We start from the raw sequence: 20082 nt of genomic DNA, 5'->3' as shown, positions 1-20082 counted from the left end.
GTCAGGGCCCGGCGTTGAGCTCAGCCCAGCGCCGGGTCGCCTCTTTCGACCATTTGTCGCGCAGGTTCCACAGCGTCGACGCGGCCTTCCTGCCGACCCAGTCCGGAACCAGCTCCTCCGGGAGTTTCGGGTCGCGGTAGGGAAACCGCTGTAGCTCGCTGACAATCCCCAGGTAGGCGAAGAACGTGTCGTCACCGGGGGCCGGCGTCAGATCGCCGTACTGGAGCAGGACCTGTTCGAAGTACGACCGGAGCGCGTCGAGGTCCCAGGACCGGTGCACCAGCTCCGTTTCCGGGATGCCCACGGCCTCGGCGGTCCCCATGAAGGCGATCGTTTCGTCCTTGAGGCCGAGGTCCTCGATCAGGCGCGTCACCTCGTCGAGCCGGTCGGTGTGCGGGCAGACCCACAGACCCGGTGTGGGGCTGCCGAAGCCTGCCCAATGCAACCCGGCGTACAGGCGCGTGCGCGTCGCGCGGCGTGACTCGCGGACGGTGGTCGAAAGGATCAGCCAGCGGCGGTCCCATTTGCGCGGGGCACGCCCGCCGACCCGGCGCGCCCCGGAAGAGATCACTTCGGCGCCCTGCGGAGTCAGTGTCCAGGAGACCGTGCGTCCGTGTTTGGTCTTCTCGATCCAGCCCGCTTTCGCGCAGCGCGCGACGGCTTGCCGCGCTGTGCGCTCCTCACGACCCATTCCAGTGAGGGCGTAGAGCAGGGCCGACGTCCACACAGGCCGGTTCTCCGGCCACGCGAAATCTCCCAGCACGGTCAGCAGCAGTGCTCTCGCGCTCCTGAGCAGGTGCCTGACCTGGGGTTCAGGGGCGGTGCCGTCCTTGCGTCAGCACGCGGGAGATCCCGGCTGCCGCGGTGTGCATGGCGTGTTCGTGGGCCAGCGGGCGCTCGGTGCCGCGGCGATAGACGACGCTGAGCGCGGCCACCACCTCGCCGCCGGCCCCGGTGACCGGGACGGCCATGCCGCTCCAGTCGACGGTACCGATCCCTGGCGCGTAGACCATCCGCCGCCGCCGGATGTCGGCCAGGATCTGGCGCAGCTGGGCGGGATCGGTGACGGTCTCGTCGGTGAGCCGTTCCAGCGGGCCGGAGAGCACCTCCTCCTGGTAGTCCGGCGGCGAGAACGCCAGCAGTACCAGGCCGGAGGAGGAGGCGTGCAGCGAATGCCGTTCCGCCATCCGGCCCGCCACGAGGGTGGTCGCCGCCGGGGCCAGGCGCTCCAGGAACAGCGCCGAACCCTGGTCGAGCACCGAGATGGTGACGATTTCGTGGATCGCGGTGCGCAGGTCGACCATGAACGGCAGGGCAGCGTCGCGGATGTCCAGCCCCCGGTTGCCCCGCCCGGCCAGCTCCCACAGGTGCAGCCCGATCCGGATCTCCTTGGTGCCGTCGCGTTCGAGCAGCCCGTAGCGGACCAGTTCGGTGACGAGCCGGTGGGTGGTGGGCAACGGCAGCCCCGACCGGTTGGCGAGCGTGCTCAGCGACACCGATTCGGTGTCGCGGTCGAACGCTTCCAGCACGCGCGCGACCCGGCTGATCAGCGATTCGCCCTCGGTCTTGGGCACCGTTGCCTCACTTCCGGACTTCCTGCTCGGACTTCATCATGCGGGCATGCGTCGCTCCGCACCAGTCTCCTGCCCCGTGCCGACGTCCGTGCCACCGTCGGCCAGCACGGCCATTTCCCGGGCGTTGGGCAGGCCGAGCCAGCCGACGAAGAACCCGATGACCGCCAGCACGATGACGTAGAACGCCGGCGCGGTGGGGGAGAACTCGGCCGCGAGCCAGGTCGAGATGAACGGTGCGGTGCCGCCGAACGCGGCGAAGCCGAGCGCGTAGGGCAGTGCCGACGCGCTGGCACGGACGTCCACGGGGAACAGCTCGACCACGGCCAGCCCTGAGCTGATCATCGTGCCGAACTGCAGGACCGCGAAGGCGGCGAGCCCGATCGTGGCGACCACGGCACCCTGGCCGAGTAGCAGGAACGCGGGATAGCTGAAGATCACGAGCCCGGCCGCCATCGCCATCGCGAACGTCTTGCGGCTCATCCGCGCGGTGAGCCTGCCCAGCAGCGGCATCGCGGCCGTGGCGACGGCGAGGCCGGCGGCGATGATCGCGTACGTGCTGATGGTGCTGTGCCCGTCGAAATGCATCAGGTGGGTCGCCATGTAGCTCACGGTGATGTACCCGGCGGTCGCCTGGAGCGCGACCCACAGGAACAGCACCAGCATTCCCTTCTTGGCCGTCCGGAAGGCCTGCGCCAGCGGCGTGTGCTTCTTGCCGATCACCGTCGAGACCTCGGCGGCGGACTTGTAGACCTCGGCGTCGTCGACCTGCAGCCGCAGGACCAGCCCGACGACCCCCAGCGGGATCGCGATCAGGAACGGCACCCGCCAGAACCCGCCGCTGAGCGCGGACGCCGGGACGGCGAGGCTCACGATCATCGCGGTCAGCGAGGCCGCCACGCTCGCGGCGATGGTGGCCGAGATGAGCGGCGCGACGTTGCGTCCGCGGTCGGGGACCGGGGAATGCTCGGCGACGAGCACGAGGGCGGTGGTCGATTCACCCCCGGTCGAGAAACCCTGGCACAGCCGGCAGAACAGCAGCAGGACCGGGGCGAGTACGCCGGCGGCGGAGTACGTGGGCAGCACGCCCACGAGCGCCGTGGCGATGCTCATCAGCAGGATCGAGCTGATCAGCACGGTCTTGCGGCCCCACCGGTCGCCGATGTGGCCGAACACGATCGCGCCGAGGGGCCGCACCACGAAGGAGACGCCGAACAGGGCGAAGGTGGACAGCAGTCCCACCACCGGGTCGAAGGCGGGGAAGAACAGCTTCGCGATCGTGACCGCGAAGAAGCCGTAGAGGGCGTTGTCGAAGTACTCGATGAAGTTCCCGATCGCGCCCGCCCGGCGGATCTTGCCGATGCCGGTCGGGGCTGGGGTTCCGGCCGTGGTTTCCATGTGCGACACCTCATTGTGCACTCAATGGTTCAGGGAGAAACGGCGCCGACAAAACGGGATCCGTGCCCGGTGATCCATTGTGGACACCGGTGACGGATTTCTTCGAAGGCGTTCCGGGAGCCCGGAATGGTTGTCCATTGTGCCGACCGGCCCCGTCGTGTCAAGCGCCGGTCCTCCGTGCTTGACCTCCCGCGGGGCGAAGTCTAGCGTATTGGTCAAACCATTAGGTTGCGAGCGGTGAAGGGACGGTCCTGGCTTGGCATCGGTATTCGGCGAGGAGCGGGACGAGCTGCGCCGGGTCCTCCGGAAGTTCTGCACGGACCATTCCGGCGAGGCCCAGGTGCGGCGGTTGCTCGACAGCGACCAGGGCTACGACAAGGCGGTCTGGGAGCAGCTGACCGGCCAGCTCGGCCTGGCCGGGCTGGCCGTGCCGGAGGACTACGGCGGATCCGGGTTCTCGCAGGTCGAGGTGGCGATCGTGGCCGAGGAAACAGGCCGGGCGCTGCTGGGCGCGCCCTGGCTGTCCAGTGCCGTCCTGGCGGCGAACCTCCTGCTGGAGACCGGTGGTGACCAGGCGCGCGAGCTGCTTCCGGGACTGTGCGCGGGTGAGGTGGTGGCCACGGCCGGGCTGGTGGAATCCGCCCGGGACTGGGATCCCGGCGCGGTGGAAACGACCGCGGAACAGCGGGACGGCGGCTGGCGGCTGTCCGGCGAGAAGCTCTACGTGCTCGACGGCGGCGCGGCCGGGATCCTGCTCGTCACGGCCACGACCTCGGCAGGCGTCAGCCTCTTCCTGGTTCGCGCGGGGGCTGCGGGGCTGGCCGTGTCGCCGATGGAGACCATGGATCGCACGCGCAGGCTGTCCCGGATCGCGCTCGCGGACACGCCTGCCGAGCTGCTCGGCGAGGAAGGCGCGGCGTTGCCCGCGGTCGAGCGCGCGCTCGATCTCGTTTCGCTGGCACTCGCCGCGGAGGACGTCGGCGGCGCCCTGCGGCTGGTGGAGATGTCGGCCGAGTACGCCAGGACCCGGGAGCAGTTCGGCAAGCCCATCGGCGGATTCCAGGCGATCAAACAGAAACTCGCCGACATGCTGATGGCGGTCGAACTCGCGAAGGCCGCCGTGTACCGCGTCGCCGACTGTGCCGTGCACGACCCGGCGGCGCTGCCCGCCGAAGCGAGTATGGCGAAGGCGTTGTGCTCGGACACTTTCGTCCGGATCGCCTACGACACCATCCAGGTGCACGGCGGGATCGGCTTCACCTGGGAACATCCGGCGCATCTGTACTTCCGCCGGGCCAAGAGCAATGCCGCGTTGTTCGGGACGCCGGATCAGCACCGGGAGCTCGTCGCGCGGCGGATGGGAATCTGAGGAATGAGCGAAACCCGCAGGAAGCTGCGCGCCCGCGTGACGGACGGCCCGCTGCTGGTGGTGCCCGGCGCCGCGAACGCGCTGACGGCGAGGCTGATCGCGGAGGTGGGCTTCGAGGCGGTGTACGTGACCGGGGCCGGCATCGCGAACACCTTCCTCGGCACGCCCGACATCGGCCTGGTCACCCTGAGCGAGCTGACCGCGCACGTCGCGGCGATCCGTGAAGCCGTCACGCTGCCGCTGATCGTGGACGGGGACACCGGGTTCGGCAACGCCATCGGCGTCCGGCGCACGATCCGTGAGCTGGAGCGGGCCGGTGCCGACGCCGTGCAGCTGGAGGATCAGCGCTTTCCCAAGCGCTGCGGGCATTTCGGCGGCAAGGAGCTGATCAGCTCCGCCGAAATGGTGCAGAAGGTGCGGTCGGCGGCCGAGGCCCGCACCGACGACGACCTGCTGATCATCGCCCGGACCGACGCCAGGGCGGGGGAAGGGTTCGACGGCGCGCTGGAGCGAGCCGCGGCATACCAGGAAGCCGGCGCGGACGTGATCTTCCTGGAGGCGCCGCAGACCGTCGAGGAGATCCACGACATCCCGCGCAAACTCGGCGGTCCCCAGGTCATCAACTTCGTGGAGGGCGGGCGCACCCCGATGGTCCCGCTGGACCAGCTCGGCGGGTTCTCGATCGCGTTGTTCGCGAACGCGCCGTTGCAAGGCGCGGTCAAGGGCACGCTGCGGGTGCTCGAAGGGCTCAAGGAGACCGGTTCGCTGGCCTCCGTTGCCGGTGACCTGACCGGCTGGAAAGAGCGGCAGCGCCTGGTGGGCAAGCCTTTCTATGACGAACTGGAGCAGCGCTACCAGTCCGGCTGACACGGGCGCGGGTGCAGGAGCGGTGGCCTGCGGGCCGCCGCTCCTTTTCGTTTTTCACCGGGCCGGGGCCAATTCTTTTACTCACCGAAATCCGGCTACGTGCCGTCCTCACCCGTTGTCAGAGTGGATCTCAGGCCACGCAAGACTTCGAAAGGACGGACGATGTCGATGACGACGCCGACCGCGCAGCTGCCGCCGTACTCCCACGAGCTCGACTGGCCCGAAGGCCTCGAGCCGTACCGCATCATCGACGAGACGGGCACGCAGGGCGAGCCCTACGCGCACTACGCGTGGATGCGGAAGAACGCGCCGGTGCTGCGAGTCCGGCACACCGACGGCGACGTCTGGATGGTGGCGCGCCACGAGGATGTCCGCTGGGCGCTGCGCAAACCGAAGATCTTCCGCTCCCAGGTCAATGACGTGCAGGAGCTGGCGTTCCTGACGCTGATGGACGCGCCGGACCACTCGCGCCTGCGCAAGGTGGTCGCCGCGGCGTTCACGCCGAAGACGATCGGGCTCGTGGAGCAGCGAGTGCGGGAGGTCGCGGGCGCGAAGCTGGACGAGATGATCGCCTCCGGCGGGGGCGAAGTGCTCGAGGGTTACGCCCGCCCGCTGACGATGGCCACCATCAGCAGCATCCTCGACGTCCCGATCGACGACCTGGAGCACGTTTCGTTCCTGTCGGAGCAGATGTTCATCTTCTTCGCCCGGCTCGCCCGCAGCGCACCCGGCACCCCGGAGGACGAGCGGTACACGCGCGAGTTCTTCGAGTACCTGCACGGCAATCTGCTTCGGCTCTACGAAGCCAAGAGCGAGTCGGTCGGCGGCAGCATCGCCCGGTCCTGGCTGGACGACGGGCTGATCTCCGAAAAAGAGGCGATCGAGCTGTGCGGGTTCGTGTTCGTCTCCGGCTTCGAGACGACGATGCGCCTGATGGGCGGCGGTTTCCGCGAGCTGACCTACAATCCGGCGCTGCTGGGCAGGCTTCGCGACAACCCGGCGGACGCCGAGCGGTTCGTCGAGGAGCTCGTGCGGATGCGCGGCCCCGTCCACCGAGCGGTGCGGCGGACCAGTGAGGACGTGGAGGTCCGCGGGGTGACCATCCCGGCGGGCTCGATCGTGCGGCTGCTGATCGCTTCGGCGAACCGGGACGAGAACGTGTGGCCGCGGGCCGACGAGTTCGACATCGACCGCGACGCCGAGGGGCATTTCGGTTTCGGGCACGGGATCCACAGCTGCCTCGGCGCCCCGCTGGCCCGGCTGGAGACCCGGGTGACAGCGGAACTGCTCGGGCAGAAGGTCGCGTCCGTGTCCTTCGACCCGGACCGGGACCTGGTCTTCCTCAAGGGCAACAGCATGACGACCGGTCCCGAGTCGCTGCGGGTCGACCTCGTGCCGGCAGGCGGGAAGTGACCGAAGTGGACGGACGCCCCATCGTGATCGTGGGCGCCGGCCATGCCGGTGTCCAGACCGCGGCACGGCTCGCCGAGCTGGGCCGGGAGACGGTCCTGATCGACCAGGACGAGGCCCTGCCCTATGAGCGGCCGCCGTTGTCGAAGGACGTGCTCAAGGGCGCGGTCACCACGCCGAACCCGTTGCGCAAGGCGGATTTCTACGCCGCGCGGGGGATCGCCCGCATCGGCGGGAAGCGGGTCGCGCGGGTCCTGCGGGATTCGCGGGAGATCGAGTTCGCGGACGGGGAACGGCTGAGGTACGGGAAGCTGATCCTGGCGACCGGGTCCACCGCCCGTACGCTTCCCGTGCCCGGCAGCGACTTGCGCGGAGTCCGCACGCTCAAGACCGCGGCCGACGCGAGCGCGCTGCGCGGGGAGCTGGCGCCCGGCCGCCGGGTGGTGCTCGTGGGCGCGGGCTACGTCGGGCTGGAAGTCGCCGCGGCCGCCCGGTCACTGGGGTGCGCGGTCACGGTCATCGAGGCACAGGACCGGGTGATGAGCCGGGTGACGTCCGATGTGGTGTCCCGGTTCTACGAGGATCTGCACCGGGCCGAGGGAACACGGTTCGTCTTCGGCGAGGGCGTGACGGCGTTCGAGGGTGCCGGAGCGGTGGAGAAGGTGGTGACGTCGAGCGGCGAGGTCCACGAGGCGGACGTCGTCGTGGCCGGGATCGGTGTCGTGCCGAACCAGTCGCTGGCCGAGGAAGCCGGTCTCGCATGCGCGGACGGCGTGCTCGTGGACCGGCAGTGCCGGACGTCGGATCCGGACGTCTACGCCGTCGGCGACGTGGTCCGGCAGGTGTGCCCCGAGGAGGGGATCGACCGCAGGCTGGAAAGCGTGCAAAGCGCCGTGGCACAAGGGATCGCGGCCGCCGACGCGATCGCCGGGAGTGACCGGGTGAAGGCCGAGGTGCCGTGGTTCTGGACCGTTCAGCACGGTGTCCGGCTGCAGACCGCCGGGCTGAGGGAGCCCGGGGACGAGGTCCTGCTCCGGGGAACGCCGGGCCAGGGCCGTTTCTCCGTGCTGTATCTGCGTGACGGGCGGCTGGCCGCGATCGACACGGTCGGTTCCGCCCGGGATTTCGCGCCTGCCAGGAAACTCATCGCGTCCGGCGCCCTGATCGACCGCGGGCTCGCCGCGGACCCCGGCGTGAAACTGTCCCAGGCCCAGTACCTGGCCACTGTGTAAGGAGGAGATCCATGGCTGAGCACTCGACGGTCGCCGCAGGTACCATCGGCGTGACCGCGCTCGACCGCGAAGGGGAGTCCCACGAGCTGTCCTGGGAACCGGACCAGTCGCTGATGGAAGCGTTGCGGGACAACGGGCTCCCGGTGCTCGCGTCCTGTGGCGGAACCGCTTCGTGCGCGACCTGCCACGTTTTCCTGGACCCGGAGCTGGTGGGGCGGCTGGGCGAGCGGAGCGAGGACGAGCTGGAACTGCTCGAGGAGACCGAATACTACGACGAGGCCACGTCCCGGCTCTCCTGCCAGGTCGCCCACGACGCCGCGCTCGACGGCATCACCGTGCGGCTGGCGCCGGAAGAGGAATGACCGGAAAAGCCTTGAGGGCCACCATCACCGATGGTGGCCCTCATCGTCGTCGGCAAGGTCAGCGTGCGACGAGCCCGCCATCCACCGGAAGCGCTACGCCGGTCACGAAGGAGGCGTCGTCGGAGGCCAGCCACAGCGCGGCGTGCGCGATTTCCTCCGGCTGTCCCGGGCGGCCCATCGGGATAGCGGAGAGGAACCGCTTCTCGGTCTCCTCCCGGCTGAACGGGGAGTCGGCCATGAAGTCGTTGTAGAGCATCGGAGTCGCGACCATTCCCGGGCAGATCGCGTTGACCCGGATGCCCTCGGCCGCGTACCGGACGGCGAGCCCCTTGGTCAGCCCGATCAGTGCGGCTTTCAGCGAGGAGTACAGCGGGCTCGACGCCGAGCCGACCAGACCGGAGGAGGACGAGGTGAACACGATGGATCCCTTGTCCTGTTTGTGCATCCCGGTGGCCGCCAGGCTGGCCAGCAGGGTCGCCTGGGTGACGTTGAGCTGCGCCGCGCGCTCGTACCGGCCCAGGTCGAACCCCTCGAACTCCGACGGCGCCGGCATTCCCGCGTGGCTCCACAGCACGTCGATGCCGCCCAGCCAGGCCGTGGCCTCGCCGAAGCACCGGGTGACCGCGTCGTTGTCGGAGAGATCGGCGACGAACCCCTCGGCCTTGCCGCCGTTGGCGTTGATGCCGTCCACAACGGACTTCAGCGCTTCCGCGTCGCGGTCGACGGCGGCCACCCTGGCGCCTTCACGGGCGAAGAGCTCTGCTCCGGCGCGGCCCATGCCGGACGCCGCGGCGGTGATGAGGGCTCGTTTGTTCGCCAATCGCATGCTGTTCCTCCAGTCCGGGCCCCGTGGGCACGTGATCGCTTGCACGCCAAGCCTTTCCGCTTCGGCGCGGCTGCACGTCATGCTACGCTTATGGTCAAACCATTTGAAACCCTCGAGACGGTTTTCGCGGTGAGGAGTCAAGGGTGACCATCACGATCGACCAGGAACGGGCCGCGATCGCGGCCGCGCCGAAACAGCTGCTGATCGGCGGGAAATGGGGTGACGCGAGCGGCGGCGGCACCTTCGGCGTCCACGATCCCTCCACCGGCGAGGTGCTGTGCCAGGTCGCCGACGGCACGCCGGAGGACGGTGCGCGGGCGCTGGACGTCGCGGTCGCGACGCAGAAATCCTGGGGCAAGGTGCCGGCGCGGCAGCGTTCGGAGATGCTGCGGCGGGCGTTCGAGCTGATGCACGAGCGGGCAGACGAGCTGGCGCTCGTCATGACGCTGGAGGCCGGCAAGCCGGTCGGCGAGGCCAAGGCGGAGATCGCGCTCGCCGCCGACTTCGTCCGGCATTTCGCCGAAGAGGCGGTGCGGATCCGGGGCAACTACCAGGAAAGCCCGGCCGGGGGCGCGCGGATCATCGTCACCAGGCAGCCGGTCGGCCCGGCGATCCTGATCGCGCCGTGGAACTTCCCGCTGTCGATGGGCGCGCGGAAGATCGCCCCGGCACTGGCCGCGGGCTGCACGACGGTCGTGAAACCGGCGCCGGAGACGCCGCTGACGATGTTGTTGCTGGCGGGGATCTTCACCGAGGCCGGGATTCCCGACGGTGTGGTGAACGTGGTGCCGACGAACTCGCCCGCCGAGGTGTTCGAGCCGCTGATCACGTCCGGTAAGGCGCGCAAGCTCTCCTTCACCGGTTCGACCCAGGTCGGGGTGCACCTGGCGGAGCTGGCCGCGAAGCGCATGCTGAAGGTGTCGATGGAGCTGGGCGGCAACGCGCCGTTCATCGTCTTCGAGGACGCGGACATCGAGAACGCCCTCGACGGGCTGATGATGACGAAGATGCGCAACGGCGGCGAAACCTGTACCGCAGCCAACCGGGTCTACGTGCAACGGTCCATTATGGACACCTTCGCGGGCAAGCTGGCCGACCGGATGACGGGCTTCGTGCAGGGGCGCGGGGTCGACGAAGGCGTCGACCTCGGCCCGCTGATCACCGAGAAGCAGCGCGGCACCGTGGAAACACTGGTGGCCGACGCGGTGGCCAACGGTGCCGAGCTGGTCATGGGCGGCGCGCGCCCCGACCGGCCGGGCTACTTCTACCAGCCGACCGTGCTCAAGGACGTGCCCAAGGCCGCGCGCATCACCAGGGAGGAGATCTTCGGCCCGGTCGCCCCGCTGATCCCGTTCGACAGTGAAGGAGAGGTGATCGCGGCCGCCAACGACACCGACTACGGCCTGGTCGCCTACATCTTCACCGAGAACCACCGGCGCGCCCTGCGGGTGTCCGAGGCGATGGAGACCGGGATGGTCGGGCTCAACCAGGGCTCGGTGTCCAACGTGGCCGCGCCGTTCGGCGGCGTGAAGATGTCCGGGCTCGGCCGTGAAGGCGGCCCGGAGGGGATCGACGAGTTCCTGGAGACGAAGTTCGTCGCCGTCCAGCTCTGACCCGCGAAAAATGCCCTGGCCCCCGGAACGGAGGGCCAGGGCATTTTTCCGTGCTGCCTCAGCGGGTGCCGTTGGCCGCCGCGTGTTCCTTCTCGGCCGCGACCAGTGCCTTCTCCAGCCGGCGCAGGTGCCGGGTGATCTCCGCGATCGCCTTGTCGGCGTCGCCTTCGCGCAGCCGGTTGAGGATCCGGCGGCGGATCTTGCCGATGTCCCGGTTCGGTGGCGGCCCGACCCGGTTGAGCCGCAGGTGCACGATCTGCGCCAGTGAGTCGGTCAGGATCACCAGGACCTGGTTGTGCGTGGCCTTGGCCAGGATCCGGTAGAACTCGGTGATCTGCTCGGTGCGCTCGAAACTCGCCTCGGTGTTCTTCGACGCCTCTTCGGTGAAGGCGACGTCTTCCTCCAGCAGGCGGAAGTCCTCCTCGGTGGCGCGCTCGACGACGAGCCGGACCACGGTGGAGGTGAGCAGGATCCGTGCTTCGAGCAAATCCTCCGACGACAGCGCGCCGAGCGAGGCCAGGTCGCCGAGCGCCCGCGACACCATCTGCGGGTCGCCCTCGCGGATGTACGCCCCGCCCGTGACGCCAGGCCGGGACTCGATGAGCCCGGTGGTCTCCAGGCCGCGGATCGCCTCCCGCACACCCTGCCTGCTGACCCCGAAGATCTCGGCCATGTCGCGTTCGGCGGGCAGCCGGTCGCCAGGACGCAGCCGCCCGTCGGCCACCGCGTCGCGGATCTGGTCGTAGATGTACTCGAAGCCGCGGCGGGTGCGGACCTTCGTGAAGAGCGCGGAGGCGTTGCCGCCCCCGTCGGCGCCCCACGGGTTCACGGACGCGACGGCACGTGAAGAGCCGGACTCGGTCATCTACCGGCCTCCCCCAACTACTAATGTTTTGACCATTGGACGCGGCCAGTGTAGCCACCGCGATCCGGCCCCGGCCAGGAAGCACACCGGGTGCCTCATCGAGGGGACACCCACAGGCCTTCGGCGCGGGCACAGACGGTGTCACCGCTGCGCAACTCGCCTTCCGCGAAGGTTTTGCGCCCGTCGATCTTCGTCACGCGGCCTTCGACGGTGAGTTCCTCGCCGAGCGGGACCGGGCTTTCGTAGGTGAGGTTCAGGGTGCGGGTGAAACTCGCGTGTCCGAGGCGATGGAACACGACGTCCCACAGCACCTGGTCCAGCAGCACTCCCACGTAGCCGCCGTGCAGCATGCCGCGCGGGCCCTGGTACTGGCGCGGCAGCGGGCCCACGGTGGCCACGGCCCGGTCGTCTTCGAGCTTCTCGGTGAGCAGCGGAGCCAGGACGTTCCGGTGGCTGGTCACGGGGTTCGTGTTGATCACGACGTGGCCCTTGCGGCTGAACCGCGGCGGGTCGTGCGGCTGTTCGGCCGGTTCGAGGGTGGCCGGGTCGGCCAGCGCCGCCTGCAACCGCGCGGATTCGGCCGAGAGGAAGGAGCGCAGCTCGCCGCCGGTGTGCTCGAGCAGTCCTTCGGCCATCCGGCGGCAGATCCCGGCCGCGAACTCGGCCAGCACGCTGTCCGCCGTGGTTTCGGGTGTGGCATCCATGTCAGGCCCTCACCGCGATTTCCGCCGGCTGCCCGGTCACCCGCCGGACCACGGCCGCGGGGTCGGCGGGCACTTCGTCCCCGCGCCAGCAGACCTGTCCGTCGGGCCGGACCAGCACCAGCTTGCGCTCGTAGAGCGCGGCCGCTTCCGCCGAATCGACGTCGGTGACACGCGCGGGCACGCCGGCCTCCTCGGCCGCCGCGAGCAGGTGTCGTGCGTCCACCGAAGAATCGAAGCGCAGCAGCACGAAACCCGGGCCGAACTCGTCGAGCAGCGAGCGGTCCTCGCCCAGCCATACGTGCGGCGCGCGCGAACCGGGGCGGGCCGACGGGGTGTAGCTCGACACCGTCATGGCCGGGATCGGGCTCCCGTCCGGCACGATCACCGGCGAGCCCTCGTAGACGTAGCCGAGGTGGATGCCGATGCTGTGCCATTCGCGCTTCATCATCTCGGTGTAGTCGTCACCGAAGCGTTTGCGGGCTTCTTGTGTGGCGGGGTTGTCGTCGTCGGCGAACAACGCTGGTTCCGGGCGGGCGATCCGCGGCGCGAGCATGCGCTTGAGGTTGTCGCCCGCCTCGGTGACGTTGCGGACGGCGACCGGCCGCTGTTCGAAGTCGTAGCTGTCCAGCAGCGCCTCGCCGCCCCAGCCGTGCAGCCGCGCGGCGAGCTTCCAGGAAAGGTTCACCGAGTCCAGGATGCCCGTGTTCATCCCGAAACCGCCGGTCGGCGAGGTCAGGTGCGCGGCGTCCCCGGCCAGGAACACCCGGCCCTTGCGGTAGCTGTCGGCGACGAGCTGGCGCCGGACCCAGGGCAGGATCGAGAGGATCTCGAAGTCGAACTCGCGGCCGACGGCGCGCACGATGGCCGCGCGCATCTCCTCGTTCGTCGGCTCCCGCTCGGTCGCGTCCCCGATCAGCGAGAACCGCCACTGGTCGCGGCCGTTGATGGCCACCAGCGTGGCCCACGTGCCCTCGGGGCCGATGAAGATGTAGCGGTAGCCGGGCGTGGTGGTGTGCAGGTCTTCCAGGCCGTCGCAGCGGAAGATCGCGTTCGCGGTGTAGGTCAGCGCCCCGTCGCCGCTCATCCCGATGCCCAGCGCGGTCCGCACGGTGCTCGTGCCGCCGTCGCACCCGACCAGGTAGTCGGCGTCGAGTTCGCAGGTCTCGCCCGTTTCCGTGGACCGGAGCACGGCGCGCACGTGATCACCGTGGTCGGTGAACGAGACGAGCTCGGTGCGGTAACGGATGTCGGCCTGGCCGGTGGAGGCGGCGAAGCGGGTCAGCACCGGGTCGAAGAAGTTCTGCGGGCAGCGCTCGCGGTGCTGCGGGCTCTGCGGCGGCGGCTTTTCGCGCTCCGGCGGGGGAAAGGCCTCGCGCCCGAACTCGTACCCGTTGAGGTTGGTCACCCACGCGCAGTCCTGGACGTAGGAACGGTTGTACCCGGCCGCTTCCACGTCCTCGACGATGCCCCAGCGGCGGCAGAACTCCATGGTGCGGATGCCGACCATGTCCATTTTGGGCTGGAACACGGAACCGTCACGGGCCTCGGCGACGACGGACGCCACGCCGCGCCAGCCGAGATCACCCGCCAGCGCCAGGCCGACGGGGCCGCCGCCGGCGATGAGAACGGGTACTCGTTGGACCATGCGCTCGGACCTTTCCGTGAGTGGAACCGGACGCCAGTATGGTCAAACCATTTGGTTTCGTCAATGTTGACGGGGTCGCCGGGGTGCCACCATACTGAAATGGTCAAACCAATGGATCCGGGAGGAAGCGATGACCGACACCGCGGCGCGAGCCGCCGACGACACGGCCGCCCGCCTGCGGCTGCGGGACAAGCTCGCGCGCTCGGGCCTGAAGATCGCGCAGCCCGACGATCCGCCGTTGTTCACGCGCGTTCCCGGGTCGCCGATGCGGCCGATGCACTGGCGGTGGGCGGAGCTGGAGGCGTTCCTGCGTGAGCTGGGCGAGGTGCTGGACCTGCGCCCCGGCGGTGACCGGCGCACCCTGCGGCTGGCGAACCCGGGGCTGGAATACGGGACCACGCCGACGTTCTGGGCTTCGATCCAGTACATCAACCCGGGCGAGGTCGCCACCGCGCACCGGCACAGCCCGGACGCGTTCCGGTTCGTCATGTACGGCAACGGCTGCCGCACGACGGTCGGGGGCGAGAACTACCCGATGCACGAGGGTGATCTGGTGCTCACCCCGAACTGGGCCTGGCACGACCACGTGCACCACGGCGACGAGCCGATGATCTGGCTCGACGTGCTCGACGTTTCGCTGATGCGCAAGCTGGAGAACATTTTCTTCGACCCCTATCCCGAGGACGTGCAGCCGGTGGGGGAGCAGCCGGAGAAGTCCTGGCGGGAGTTCGGTTCCGGGCTGTTGCGGCCGCCTGGCGCCACGCCCGCGCCCCGGCAGAACCCGCTGCTGGTGTACTCGCGCGAACAGGCCGAGGCCGCGCTGGAGTCGGCCAAGGGGCTCGCGCCCGACCCGTGTGACGACGTGATCCTGGAGTACCAGAACCCGGCGGGCGGTGGCCCGGCGCTGCCCTCGATGTCGATGAAGACCCAGGCTCTGCGCCCGGGTTTCCAGGGCGTTACGCACCGGCACAGCGGTAGCAAGGTGTACTGGGTCATCGACGGCGCGGGCACCACGTTCGTCGGTGACGAGCGTTTCGACTGGGGCAAGGGGGACTTCCTCGCCGTCCCGCCGTGGGCGCCGGTGCGCCACGTCAACTCCCACGGCAAGGAGGCGAGGCTGTTCCGGATCGACGACAGTCCCGTCTACCGGATGCTCGACGTCTACCACGAGGAAATCGTCCGATGAGGCTGGCTGTTTTCGACGAGTTCCGCGTCGGCGTCGTGCAGGGTGAAGACATCCGCGACATCACCTCGGTCGTGCCCGCCGGGTGCTGGCCCGAGCAGCGGATCAACTGGCTGATCCGGAACTGGGCCGACGTGGGGCTCTCGGACCTGTCCCGGTTCCCGGCCGTGCCCGCGTCCTCAGTGGTGCTGCGCGCGGCGAACCCGGCGCCGCCGCAGCTGTTCGCGATCCCGGCGAACTATCACGCGCACATCGGTGAGATCGGTTCCCGCGCGATCACGAAGACCGGGAAAACCGCGCGGGACAACGGGTTCTTCCTCAAGGCCGCGGGTTCGGTCAGCGGCGCGGGCGAGCCGATCCCGTTGCCCGCCGGGTCTTCGCGCCGGTTCGACCACGAATGCGAGCTCGGCGTGATCATCGGGAAGCCCGCCCGCAACGTGCCGCGGGAACGGGCGATGGAGCACGTCTTCGGTTACGCCTGCCTGATCGACCTGACGATGCGGATCGAGCCGGGGCAGTTCGAAGAGGAACGGTCGCTGCGGAAGTCCTTCCGCGGCTTCACCCCGCTGGGCCCGCATCTGGTGACCGCCGACGAGGCCGGGGACCTGACCGCGTTGTCGTCCCGGTTGTCGGTCAACGGCGACCGGCGGCAGGGCGCCGCGCTCAAGGACATGATCGTCGACGTGGCGGAAGCGATCGAGCTCATCTCGTCCGTCGTGGACCTGCGCCCCGGAGACGTGATCGCGAGCGGCACGCCGAAGGGGGTCGGCCCGGTGGCGCCCGGCGACGAGGTGACCATCGAGATCGACACCATCGGCGCGATGACGCTGACCGTGACCGAGGCCGGGCCCGCGCCCCGGCCGTTCTGAGAGGAGACCGATGCCGGCCGAGTACCGGGCCGCGTTCATCCGCGGCGGCACGAGTAAGGCACTGGTGTTCCACGAGCGCGACCTGCCGGCGGACCGGGCGGCCTGGGACGAGCTGTTCCTGCGGGCGATGGGGAGCCCGGACCCGTACGGGCGCCAGCTCGACGGCATGGGCGGCGGACTGTCGTCGCTGTCGAAGGTCTGCGTGGTCGGCCCGCCGTCACGGCCGGACGCGGACGTGGACTACCTGTTCGCGCAGGTGCAGGTGGACCGGCCGGCCGTCGACTACACCGGCAACTGCGGCAACATGTCCTCGGCCATCGGGCCGTTCGCCGTCGACGAGGGGCTCGTCCTCGCGGGTGACCGCGAAGCCTCGGTGCGTATCCACAACGTCAACACCGGCAAGGTGATCCGCTCGACCTTCGCGGTGCGGGACGGCCGCAGTGTGGCCGGAGGTGGCTACCGCTTGCAGGGCGTCGCGGGTACCGGGGCGCCGGTCCGGCTGGACTTCCTGGAGCCGGGTGGCGCGGCCACCGGAGCGTTGCTGCCTTCGGGGGAGGCCACGACGGAGCTGGCCGTCCCGGCGAGTCTGGTGGACGCGAGCAACCCGGTCGTCTTCCTCGACGCCGCTGACATGGGCCTGACCGCCACCGAGCTGCCGGAAGCGCTCGACGAGCTCGTTACGCGGGTCGAAACGGTGCGCAGACAGGGCTCGGTGCGGATGGGACTGGCGGAGGACGAGCAGGCGGCGGGGGAGCGGCGGATGACGCCCTTTGTGGCCGTGGTCGCGCCGCCCGCGGCCTACCGCACGCTGTCCGGGGACGAGGTGCCGGCGGACGACATCGACCTGCTGGTGCGCTTCTGGTCCAACGGGAAGGCCCATCGCGCGCTTCCGCTCACCGGGGCGATGTGCACGGCCATCGCGGCCCGCCTGCCGGGCTCGGTGGTGCACCGGCACGTACGCGACCGGGAAGGCTCGCTGCGGCTGGGGTCGCCGTCCGGGCCACTCGAGGTGGATGCCGCGGTCATCCCGGATTCCTCGGCGCCGGAAGGGTTCCGCGTGGAGTACGCCACGGCGTACCGCACGACACGGCGGCTGTTCACCGGCTTCGTGCACGCGTAAGAGTGCCCCGGCCCGCGGGCCGGGGACACGTTCACGCACCAGGAGCGAACCGCGGGCGCCGTTTCTCCGCGTAAGCCGCCACGCCCTCCTTGAAGTCCGGCTGCCGCATCATCACGCCGATGAGATCCTTGGAATGCTCGATCGCCCCGCCGACACTGTGGGACAACAGGTCCGCGTACAGCTGGCGCTTCGCGGACGTGATCGCGGCGGGCGAGACCTGGTCGGCGATCATCCGCGCGGTCCGGTACACCTCGTCGAGGAAGCCCTCCCGCGGGTAGAGCCCGTTGAGAAACCCCATCCGCATCAGCTCCTCCGAGCGCACGACCCGTCCGGTGAACAGGATGTCGGCGGCGTTGGTGGTACCCACGATCCGCGGCAGCACCCAGGACAGCCCGTACTCCGAGGGCAGCCCGAGCCGCGGGGTGGAGGTGGTGAACTTGATGCCTTCGGCCGCGTACCGCAGGTCGCAGAAGCTCGCGATGGCCGCGGCGATGCCCGCGCAGGCGCCGTTGATCGCCGCGATGACGGGCACCCGGAGACCCCAGTGCCACACCAGGTCGTGTTCGAACTCCTCGTGCACGCCCGTGCCAGGCTGGGCCAGCGCCGCCGGATCGACGGTGTCGGCGTAGTCCTTTTCGGTCTCGGTGTAGAACTCGAGCGCCTTCGCGTCGGCGCCCACGCAGAACTGGTCGCCCGAACCGGTGAGCACCACCACCCGGACCCGGGGATCGCGGTCGATGGTGTCCATCAGCCACCGGTATTCGGCGTTCATGCGGCTGGTCCACGAGTTGCCGCGGCCCGGCCGGTGGAACCACACCGTCGCGACGCCGTCGTCGATCTCGTACTTGGTGACCTTGAGCTCCATCAGGCGTCCTCGCCTTCCGTCTTGGCTGTCGCGGAGAGGAATTCCAGTGTCTGTGGCCAGGAAACGGCCCACGCGTCCGCGTTGACCCGTTCCCCGTGGCGCCGGTCGTCGCTGAACCCGTGCTTGGCCCGCGGGTAGAGGTGCACGATGGTCGCGGACTCGGTGTCGCGCTCCTGCAACGCGGTCTGCAGCCGGGTGAAGTTTTCCCGCGGGACCAGGGAGTCCTTGCCCGGGTAGTGCACCATCACCGGAGCCCGGATGTCCCTGGTGGCCGCGATCGCGTCGACCGTGTGCCCGGGCGCCGGTTCGGGCGGCAGGGTCGGGTGGTAGGCGACCACGGCGGACAGCTCCGGCGCGCGGGCGCCCAGGATGAGCGCGAGGCGTCCGCCAAGGCACCAGCCGGCCACCGACGGTGACGAGATCCCGTACTCCCAGCGAAGATGGTCCAGCAACCGCCGGTGTTCGCCGAGCGCCGCCTCGTCCTCGAGCTTGGCGTGCAGCTCCCGCAGTTCGGCGAACTCGGTGTCGTCGGAGCTCTTGCCGTGCCAGGGATCCCAGGCAAGGGTGAGCGCGCCGGTGCGGGCCGTGACCGACTCGCCGAACTCCCGCACCCGCCTGCCGATCCCGGTGATCATCGGCAGCAGCAGCGTGGCCGCACGCGGCTTCCCGCCCACGGGTGCGGTGAGGTGCGCGCGCAAGCCGTCGACGGTGATGTCCCTGCTTTCGACCTGTTCCGTCACGAACGTCTTCCTTTGGTCAAACCATTAGTTTTCCGCTGACCGTAACACGGACCGGGCGGAGTCAGAAGCGGTTGACATCCCGGCGGTGCTGGCTTCTAATGGTTTGACCAATAGCAAGCACCTGCGTCGCGGCCACGCCCGACAACGAGGGGTAGGAGATGAGCAGTCCGTTGCACACCGACCTTTCCGCCGAAGACGCGCTGCCGCTGTCCGGGGTCCGCATCGTGGACCTCTCCCAGATCGGCGCCGGGCCCTACGGGACCTCGATGCTCGGCGACCTCGGTGCCGACGTGATCAAGGTCGAACCGCTTGCCGGGGACAGCTTCCGCTACGTCGACAGCGCGTTCGACCCCGGCGAGAGTGCCTACTTCTTCGGGGTCAACCGCAGCAAGCGGTCGATCTCGCTGGACCTCAAGAGCGAGCAAGGGCAGGAGGTGCTGCGGCGGCTGATCCGCGAGGCCGACGTCTTCGTCGTCGCGTTCCGCCCGGACGCGGTGCGGCGGATGGGCATCGACTACGACACACTGCGTGAGCTCAACCCCCGCCTGATCTACGCCTCGATCACCGCGTTCGGTGAGACCGGCCCGCGCGCGCATCAGCCCGGCATGGACATCCTGGCCCAGTCGATGAGCGGGATGATGGGCGTGACCGGCGAGGTCGGCGGCGGCCCGGTGAAGGTGGGCGTGCCGATCGCGGACTTCGTCGGCTCGTACTTCCTCGGCTTCGGGGTCTGCGCCGCGCTCCGGCTGCGGGACCGCACCGGCCGCGGGGACAAGATCAGCATCAACCTCCTCGACGGCCAGGTGGCCTCGTTCGCCAACTACATCACCGCCTGGGACAAGACCCGCGTGCCGTTCCGGCCCCAAGGCGGCGGGCATCCGCAGCTGGTCCCGTACCAGCCGTTCACCGGATCCGACGGCAAGTACTTCATCCTGGCCGTGCTCAACGACAAGTTCTGGCGCAAGCTGCTGCCGATGCTGGCGGAGTACGGTGACTTCGACGAAGAGCGCTACACCACCAACTCCGGCCGTATCGAGCACCGCGACGAGCTGTGCGCCCGCCTGCAGACCGTGTTCGAGAAACGGCCCGCGCACGTGTGGCTGGAGCAGCTCGAAGCGGCGGGCGTGCCCTGCGGTCCCATCCACCGCCTCGAAGACGCGCTCGACGACCCGCAGGTGGTCGCCAACCAGGCGGTGACCGAGCTGACCCACCCCAAATACGGCAAGTACCTCATCCCCAACAACCCCATCCGGTTCGAGCACGCGCCGACCGGCCCGCGCGGCTACGCCCCCGGGCTCGGCGAGCACACCGACGAGATCCTGCGCGAAGCCGGGTACGGCGACGCCGAGATCGGCGCACTGCACTCCGCGGGCGCAGTCAAGTCCGAAAAGGACAGTTGAGCATCCCCCGTTTACCCGACGTCGTGTAACAGCACGGAGGATC

Annotated in this window: 19 protein-coding genes; 10 read left to right on the top strand and 9 right to left on the bottom strand. The window is 69.6% G+C overall.

Going from position 1 to position 20082, the window contains the following annotated elements:
* Nucleotide 1: 1 nt before the first annotated feature.
* Genes FPZ12_RS07530 through FPZ12_RS07520 form a run of 3 tightly spaced genes read right to left on the bottom strand, consistent with a single transcriptional unit; the run spans nt 2 to nt 2969 of the window.
* A complete protein-coding gene (locus FPZ12_RS07530; RefSeq protein ID WP_279537775.1) occupies nt 2–772 on the bottom strand; it encodes a PaaX family transcriptional regulator in 771 nt (256 codons plus the stop codon).
* 40 nt (nt 773–812) lie between these two features.
* Nucleotides 813–1574 carry an IclR family transcriptional regulator gene (locus FPZ12_RS07525; protein WP_144747084.1) on the bottom strand — a complete coding sequence of 254 codons (762 nt, stop codon included), beginning with the start codon at nt 1572–1574 and terminating at the stop codon, nt 813–815.
* A 36-nt stretch (nt 1575–1610) separates the two neighbouring features.
* Nucleotides 1611–2969 carry an MFS transporter gene (locus FPZ12_RS07520; RefSeq protein WP_144747083.1) on the bottom strand — a complete coding sequence of 453 codons (1359 nt, stop codon included), beginning with the start codon at nt 2967–2969 and terminating at the stop codon, nt 1611–1613.
* A gap of 256 nt (nt 2970–3225) precedes the next feature.
* Here FPZ12_RS07520 and FPZ12_RS07515 point away from each other — a divergent pair, with 256 nt between their 5' ends.
* The 5 genes from FPZ12_RS07515 (at nt 3226) to FPZ12_RS07495 (ending at nt 8209) form a co-directional block, all read left to right on the top strand.
* On the top strand, nt 3226–4338 hold the full coding sequence (locus FPZ12_RS07515) for an acyl-CoA dehydrogenase family protein (RefSeq protein ID WP_144747082.1): 1113 nt from the start codon (nt 3226–3228) through the stop codon (nt 4336–4338).
* 3 nt (nt 4339–4341) lie between these two features.
* Nucleotides 4342–5205, top strand: coding sequence for an isocitrate lyase/PEP mutase family protein (locus tag FPZ12_RS07510; RefSeq protein WP_144747081.1), 864 nt, complete (start codon nt 4342–4344; stop codon nt 5203–5205).
* A 162-nt stretch (nt 5206–5367) separates the two neighbouring features.
* Nucleotides 5368–6618 (top strand): cytochrome P450, encoded by a 1251-nt coding sequence (locus FPZ12_RS07505; RefSeq protein WP_144747080.1) that lies wholly within the window; start codon nt 5368–5370, stop codon nt 6616–6618.
* Nucleotides 6619–6623: 5 nt separating this feature from the next.
* Nucleotides 6624–7847 (top strand): NAD(P)/FAD-dependent oxidoreductase, encoded by a 1224-nt coding sequence (locus tag FPZ12_RS07500; protein ID WP_166462625.1) that lies wholly within the window; start codon nt 6624–6626, stop codon nt 7845–7847.
* Nucleotides 7848–7858: 11 nt separating this feature from the next.
* Nucleotides 7859–8209, top strand: coding sequence for a 2Fe-2S iron-sulfur cluster-binding protein (locus FPZ12_RS07495; RefSeq protein WP_144747078.1), 351 nt, complete (start codon nt 7859–7861; stop codon nt 8207–8209).
* Between the two features lie 58 nt (nt 8210–8267).
* On the opposite strand, the gene FPZ12_RS07490 is transcribed toward FPZ12_RS07495, so the two are convergent.
* The gene (locus FPZ12_RS07490; protein WP_144747077.1) at nt 8268–9035 is read right to left on the bottom strand and encodes an SDR family NAD(P)-dependent oxidoreductase; all 768 of its coding nucleotides are present in this window, start codon (nt 9033–9035) and stop codon (nt 8268–8270) included.
* 149 nt (nt 9036–9184) lie between these two features.
* Here FPZ12_RS07490 and FPZ12_RS07485 point away from each other — a divergent pair, with 149 nt between their 5' ends.
* Entirely contained in the window at nt 9185–10648 is a 1464-nt protein-coding gene (locus FPZ12_RS07485; RefSeq protein ID WP_166462632.1) for an NAD-dependent succinate-semialdehyde dehydrogenase, read from the top strand.
* Nucleotides 10649–10706: 58 nt separating this feature from the next.
* Here FPZ12_RS07485 and FPZ12_RS07480 read toward each other — a convergent pair whose 3' ends face one another.
* From FPZ12_RS07480 to FPZ12_RS07470, 3 genes are all read right to left on the bottom strand, one after another.
* Nucleotides 10707–11513 (bottom strand): FadR/GntR family transcriptional regulator, encoded by an 807-nt coding sequence (locus tag FPZ12_RS07480; RefSeq protein ID WP_144747076.1) that lies wholly within the window; start codon nt 11511–11513, stop codon nt 10707–10709.
* Nucleotides 11514–11608: 95 nt separating this feature from the next.
* Entirely contained in the window at nt 11609–12217 is a 609-nt protein-coding gene (locus FPZ12_RS07475; protein ID WP_144747075.1) for a PaaI family thioesterase, read from the bottom strand.
* 1 nt (nt 12218) lies between these two features.
* A complete protein-coding gene (locus FPZ12_RS07470; protein ID WP_144747074.1) occupies nt 12219–13862 on the bottom strand; it encodes an FAD-dependent oxidoreductase in 1644 nt (547 codons plus the stop codon).
* Nucleotides 13863–13992: 130 nt separating this feature from the next.
* Here FPZ12_RS07470 and FPZ12_RS07465 point away from each other — a divergent pair, with 130 nt between their 5' ends.
* From FPZ12_RS07465 to FPZ12_RS07455, 3 genes are read left to right on the top strand one after another with little or no spacing between them, the layout of a single operon-like run.
* Nucleotides 13993–15048: a cupin domain-containing protein gene (locus FPZ12_RS07465; RefSeq protein WP_144747073.1), complete on the top strand. Its 1056-nt coding sequence runs from the start codon at nt 13993–13995 to the stop codon at nt 15046–15048.
* Complete coding sequence (locus FPZ12_RS07460) at nt 15045–15914, top strand: fumarylacetoacetate hydrolase family protein (RefSeq protein ID WP_144747072.1); 870 nt, start codon at nt 15045–15047, stop codon at nt 15912–15914. The genes FPZ12_RS07465 and FPZ12_RS07460 overlap by 4 nt, the downstream gene beginning before the upstream one ends.
* A 10-nt stretch (nt 15915–15924) precedes the next feature.
* The gene (locus FPZ12_RS07455; protein ID WP_144747071.1) at nt 15925–17034 is read left to right on the top strand and encodes a 2-methylaconitate cis-trans isomerase PrpF family protein; all 1110 of its coding nucleotides are present in this window, start codon (nt 15925–15927) and stop codon (nt 17032–17034) included.
* A 31-nt stretch (nt 17035–17065) separates the two neighbouring features.
* Here the strand turns inward: FPZ12_RS07455 and FPZ12_RS07450 are convergent, their stop codons facing one another.
* Nucleotides 17066–17899 carry an enoyl-CoA hydratase-related protein gene (locus FPZ12_RS07450; protein ID WP_144747070.1) on the bottom strand — a complete coding sequence of 278 codons (834 nt, stop codon included), beginning with the start codon at nt 17897–17899 and terminating at the stop codon, nt 17066–17068.
* Complete coding sequence (locus tag FPZ12_RS07445; RefSeq protein ID WP_144747069.1) at nt 17899–18639, bottom strand: dienelactone hydrolase family protein; 741 nt, start codon at nt 18637–18639, stop codon at nt 17899–17901. Before FPZ12_RS07445 ends, FPZ12_RS07450 begins: the two co-directional genes overlap by 1 nt.
* A 158-nt stretch (nt 18640–18797) precedes the next feature.
* Here FPZ12_RS07445 and FPZ12_RS07440 point away from each other — a divergent pair, with 158 nt between their 5' ends.
* Complete coding sequence (locus FPZ12_RS07440) at nt 18798–20039, top strand: CaiB/BaiF CoA transferase family protein (protein WP_144747068.1); 1242 nt, start codon at nt 18798–18800, stop codon at nt 20037–20039.
* Nucleotides 20040–20082 lie beyond the last annotated feature (43 nt).

The sequence above is a fragment of the Amycolatopsis acidicola genome (genome assembly GCF_007713735.2).
In the GTDB taxonomy this organism is placed as follows: Bacteria; Actinomycetota; Actinomycetes; order Mycobacteriales; family Pseudonocardiaceae; genus Amycolatopsis_E; species Amycolatopsis_E acidicola.
Note: the sequence above shows the minus strand (reverse complement) of the source record. Positions and strands in the feature narration are given on the sequence as shown.

Excerpts from the sequence above, each read along its gene's own strand:
- FPZ12_RS07490 (WP_144747077.1), bottom strand. The coding sequence starts at position 9,035 with ATGCGATTGGCGAACAAACGAGCCCTCATCACCGCCGCGGCGTCCGGC.
- FPZ12_RS07480 (WP_144747076.1), bottom strand. The coding sequence starts at position 11,513 with ATGACCGAGTCCGGCTCTTCACGTGCCGTCGCGTCCGTGAACCCGTGG.
- FPZ12_RS07470 (WP_144747074.1), bottom strand. The coding sequence starts at position 13,862 with ATGGTCCAACGAGTACCCGTTCTCATCGCCGGCGGCGGCCCCGTCGGC.
- FPZ12_RS07455 (WP_144747071.1), top strand. The coding sequence starts at position 15,925 with ATGCCGGCCGAGTACCGGGCCGCGTTCATCCGCGGCGGCACGAGTAAG.
- FPZ12_RS07475 (WP_144747075.1), bottom strand. The coding sequence starts at position 12,217 with ATGGATGCCACACCCGAAACCACGGCGGACAGCGTGCTGGCCGAGTTC.
- FPZ12_RS07520 (WP_144747083.1), bottom strand. The coding sequence starts at position 2,969 with ATGGAAACCACGGCCGGAACCCCAGCCCCGACCGGCATCGGCAAGATC.
- FPZ12_RS07495 (WP_144747078.1), top strand. The coding sequence starts at position 7,859 with ATGGCTGAGCACTCGACGGTCGCCGCAGGTACCATCGGCGTGACCGCG.
- FPZ12_RS07450 (WP_144747070.1), bottom strand. The coding sequence starts at position 17,899 with ATGGAGCTCAAGGTCACCAAGTACGAGATCGACGACGGCGTCGCGACG.
- FPZ12_RS07505 (WP_144747080.1), top strand. The coding sequence starts at position 5,368 with ATGTCGATGACGACGCCGACCGCGCAGCTGCCGCCGTACTCCCACGAG.
- FPZ12_RS07440 (WP_144747068.1), top strand. The coding sequence starts at position 18,798 with ATGAGCAGTCCGTTGCACACCGACCTTTCCGCCGAAGACGCGCTGCCG.
- FPZ12_RS07460 (WP_144747072.1), top strand. The coding sequence starts at position 15,045 with ATGAGGCTGGCTGTTTTCGACGAGTTCCGCGTCGGCGTCGTGCAGGGT.
- FPZ12_RS07465 (WP_144747073.1), top strand. The coding sequence starts at position 13,993 with ATGACCGACACCGCGGCGCGAGCCGCCGACGACACGGCCGCCCGCCTG.
- FPZ12_RS07510 (WP_144747081.1), top strand. The coding sequence starts at position 4,342 with ATGAGCGAAACCCGCAGGAAGCTGCGCGCCCGCGTGACGGACGGCCCG.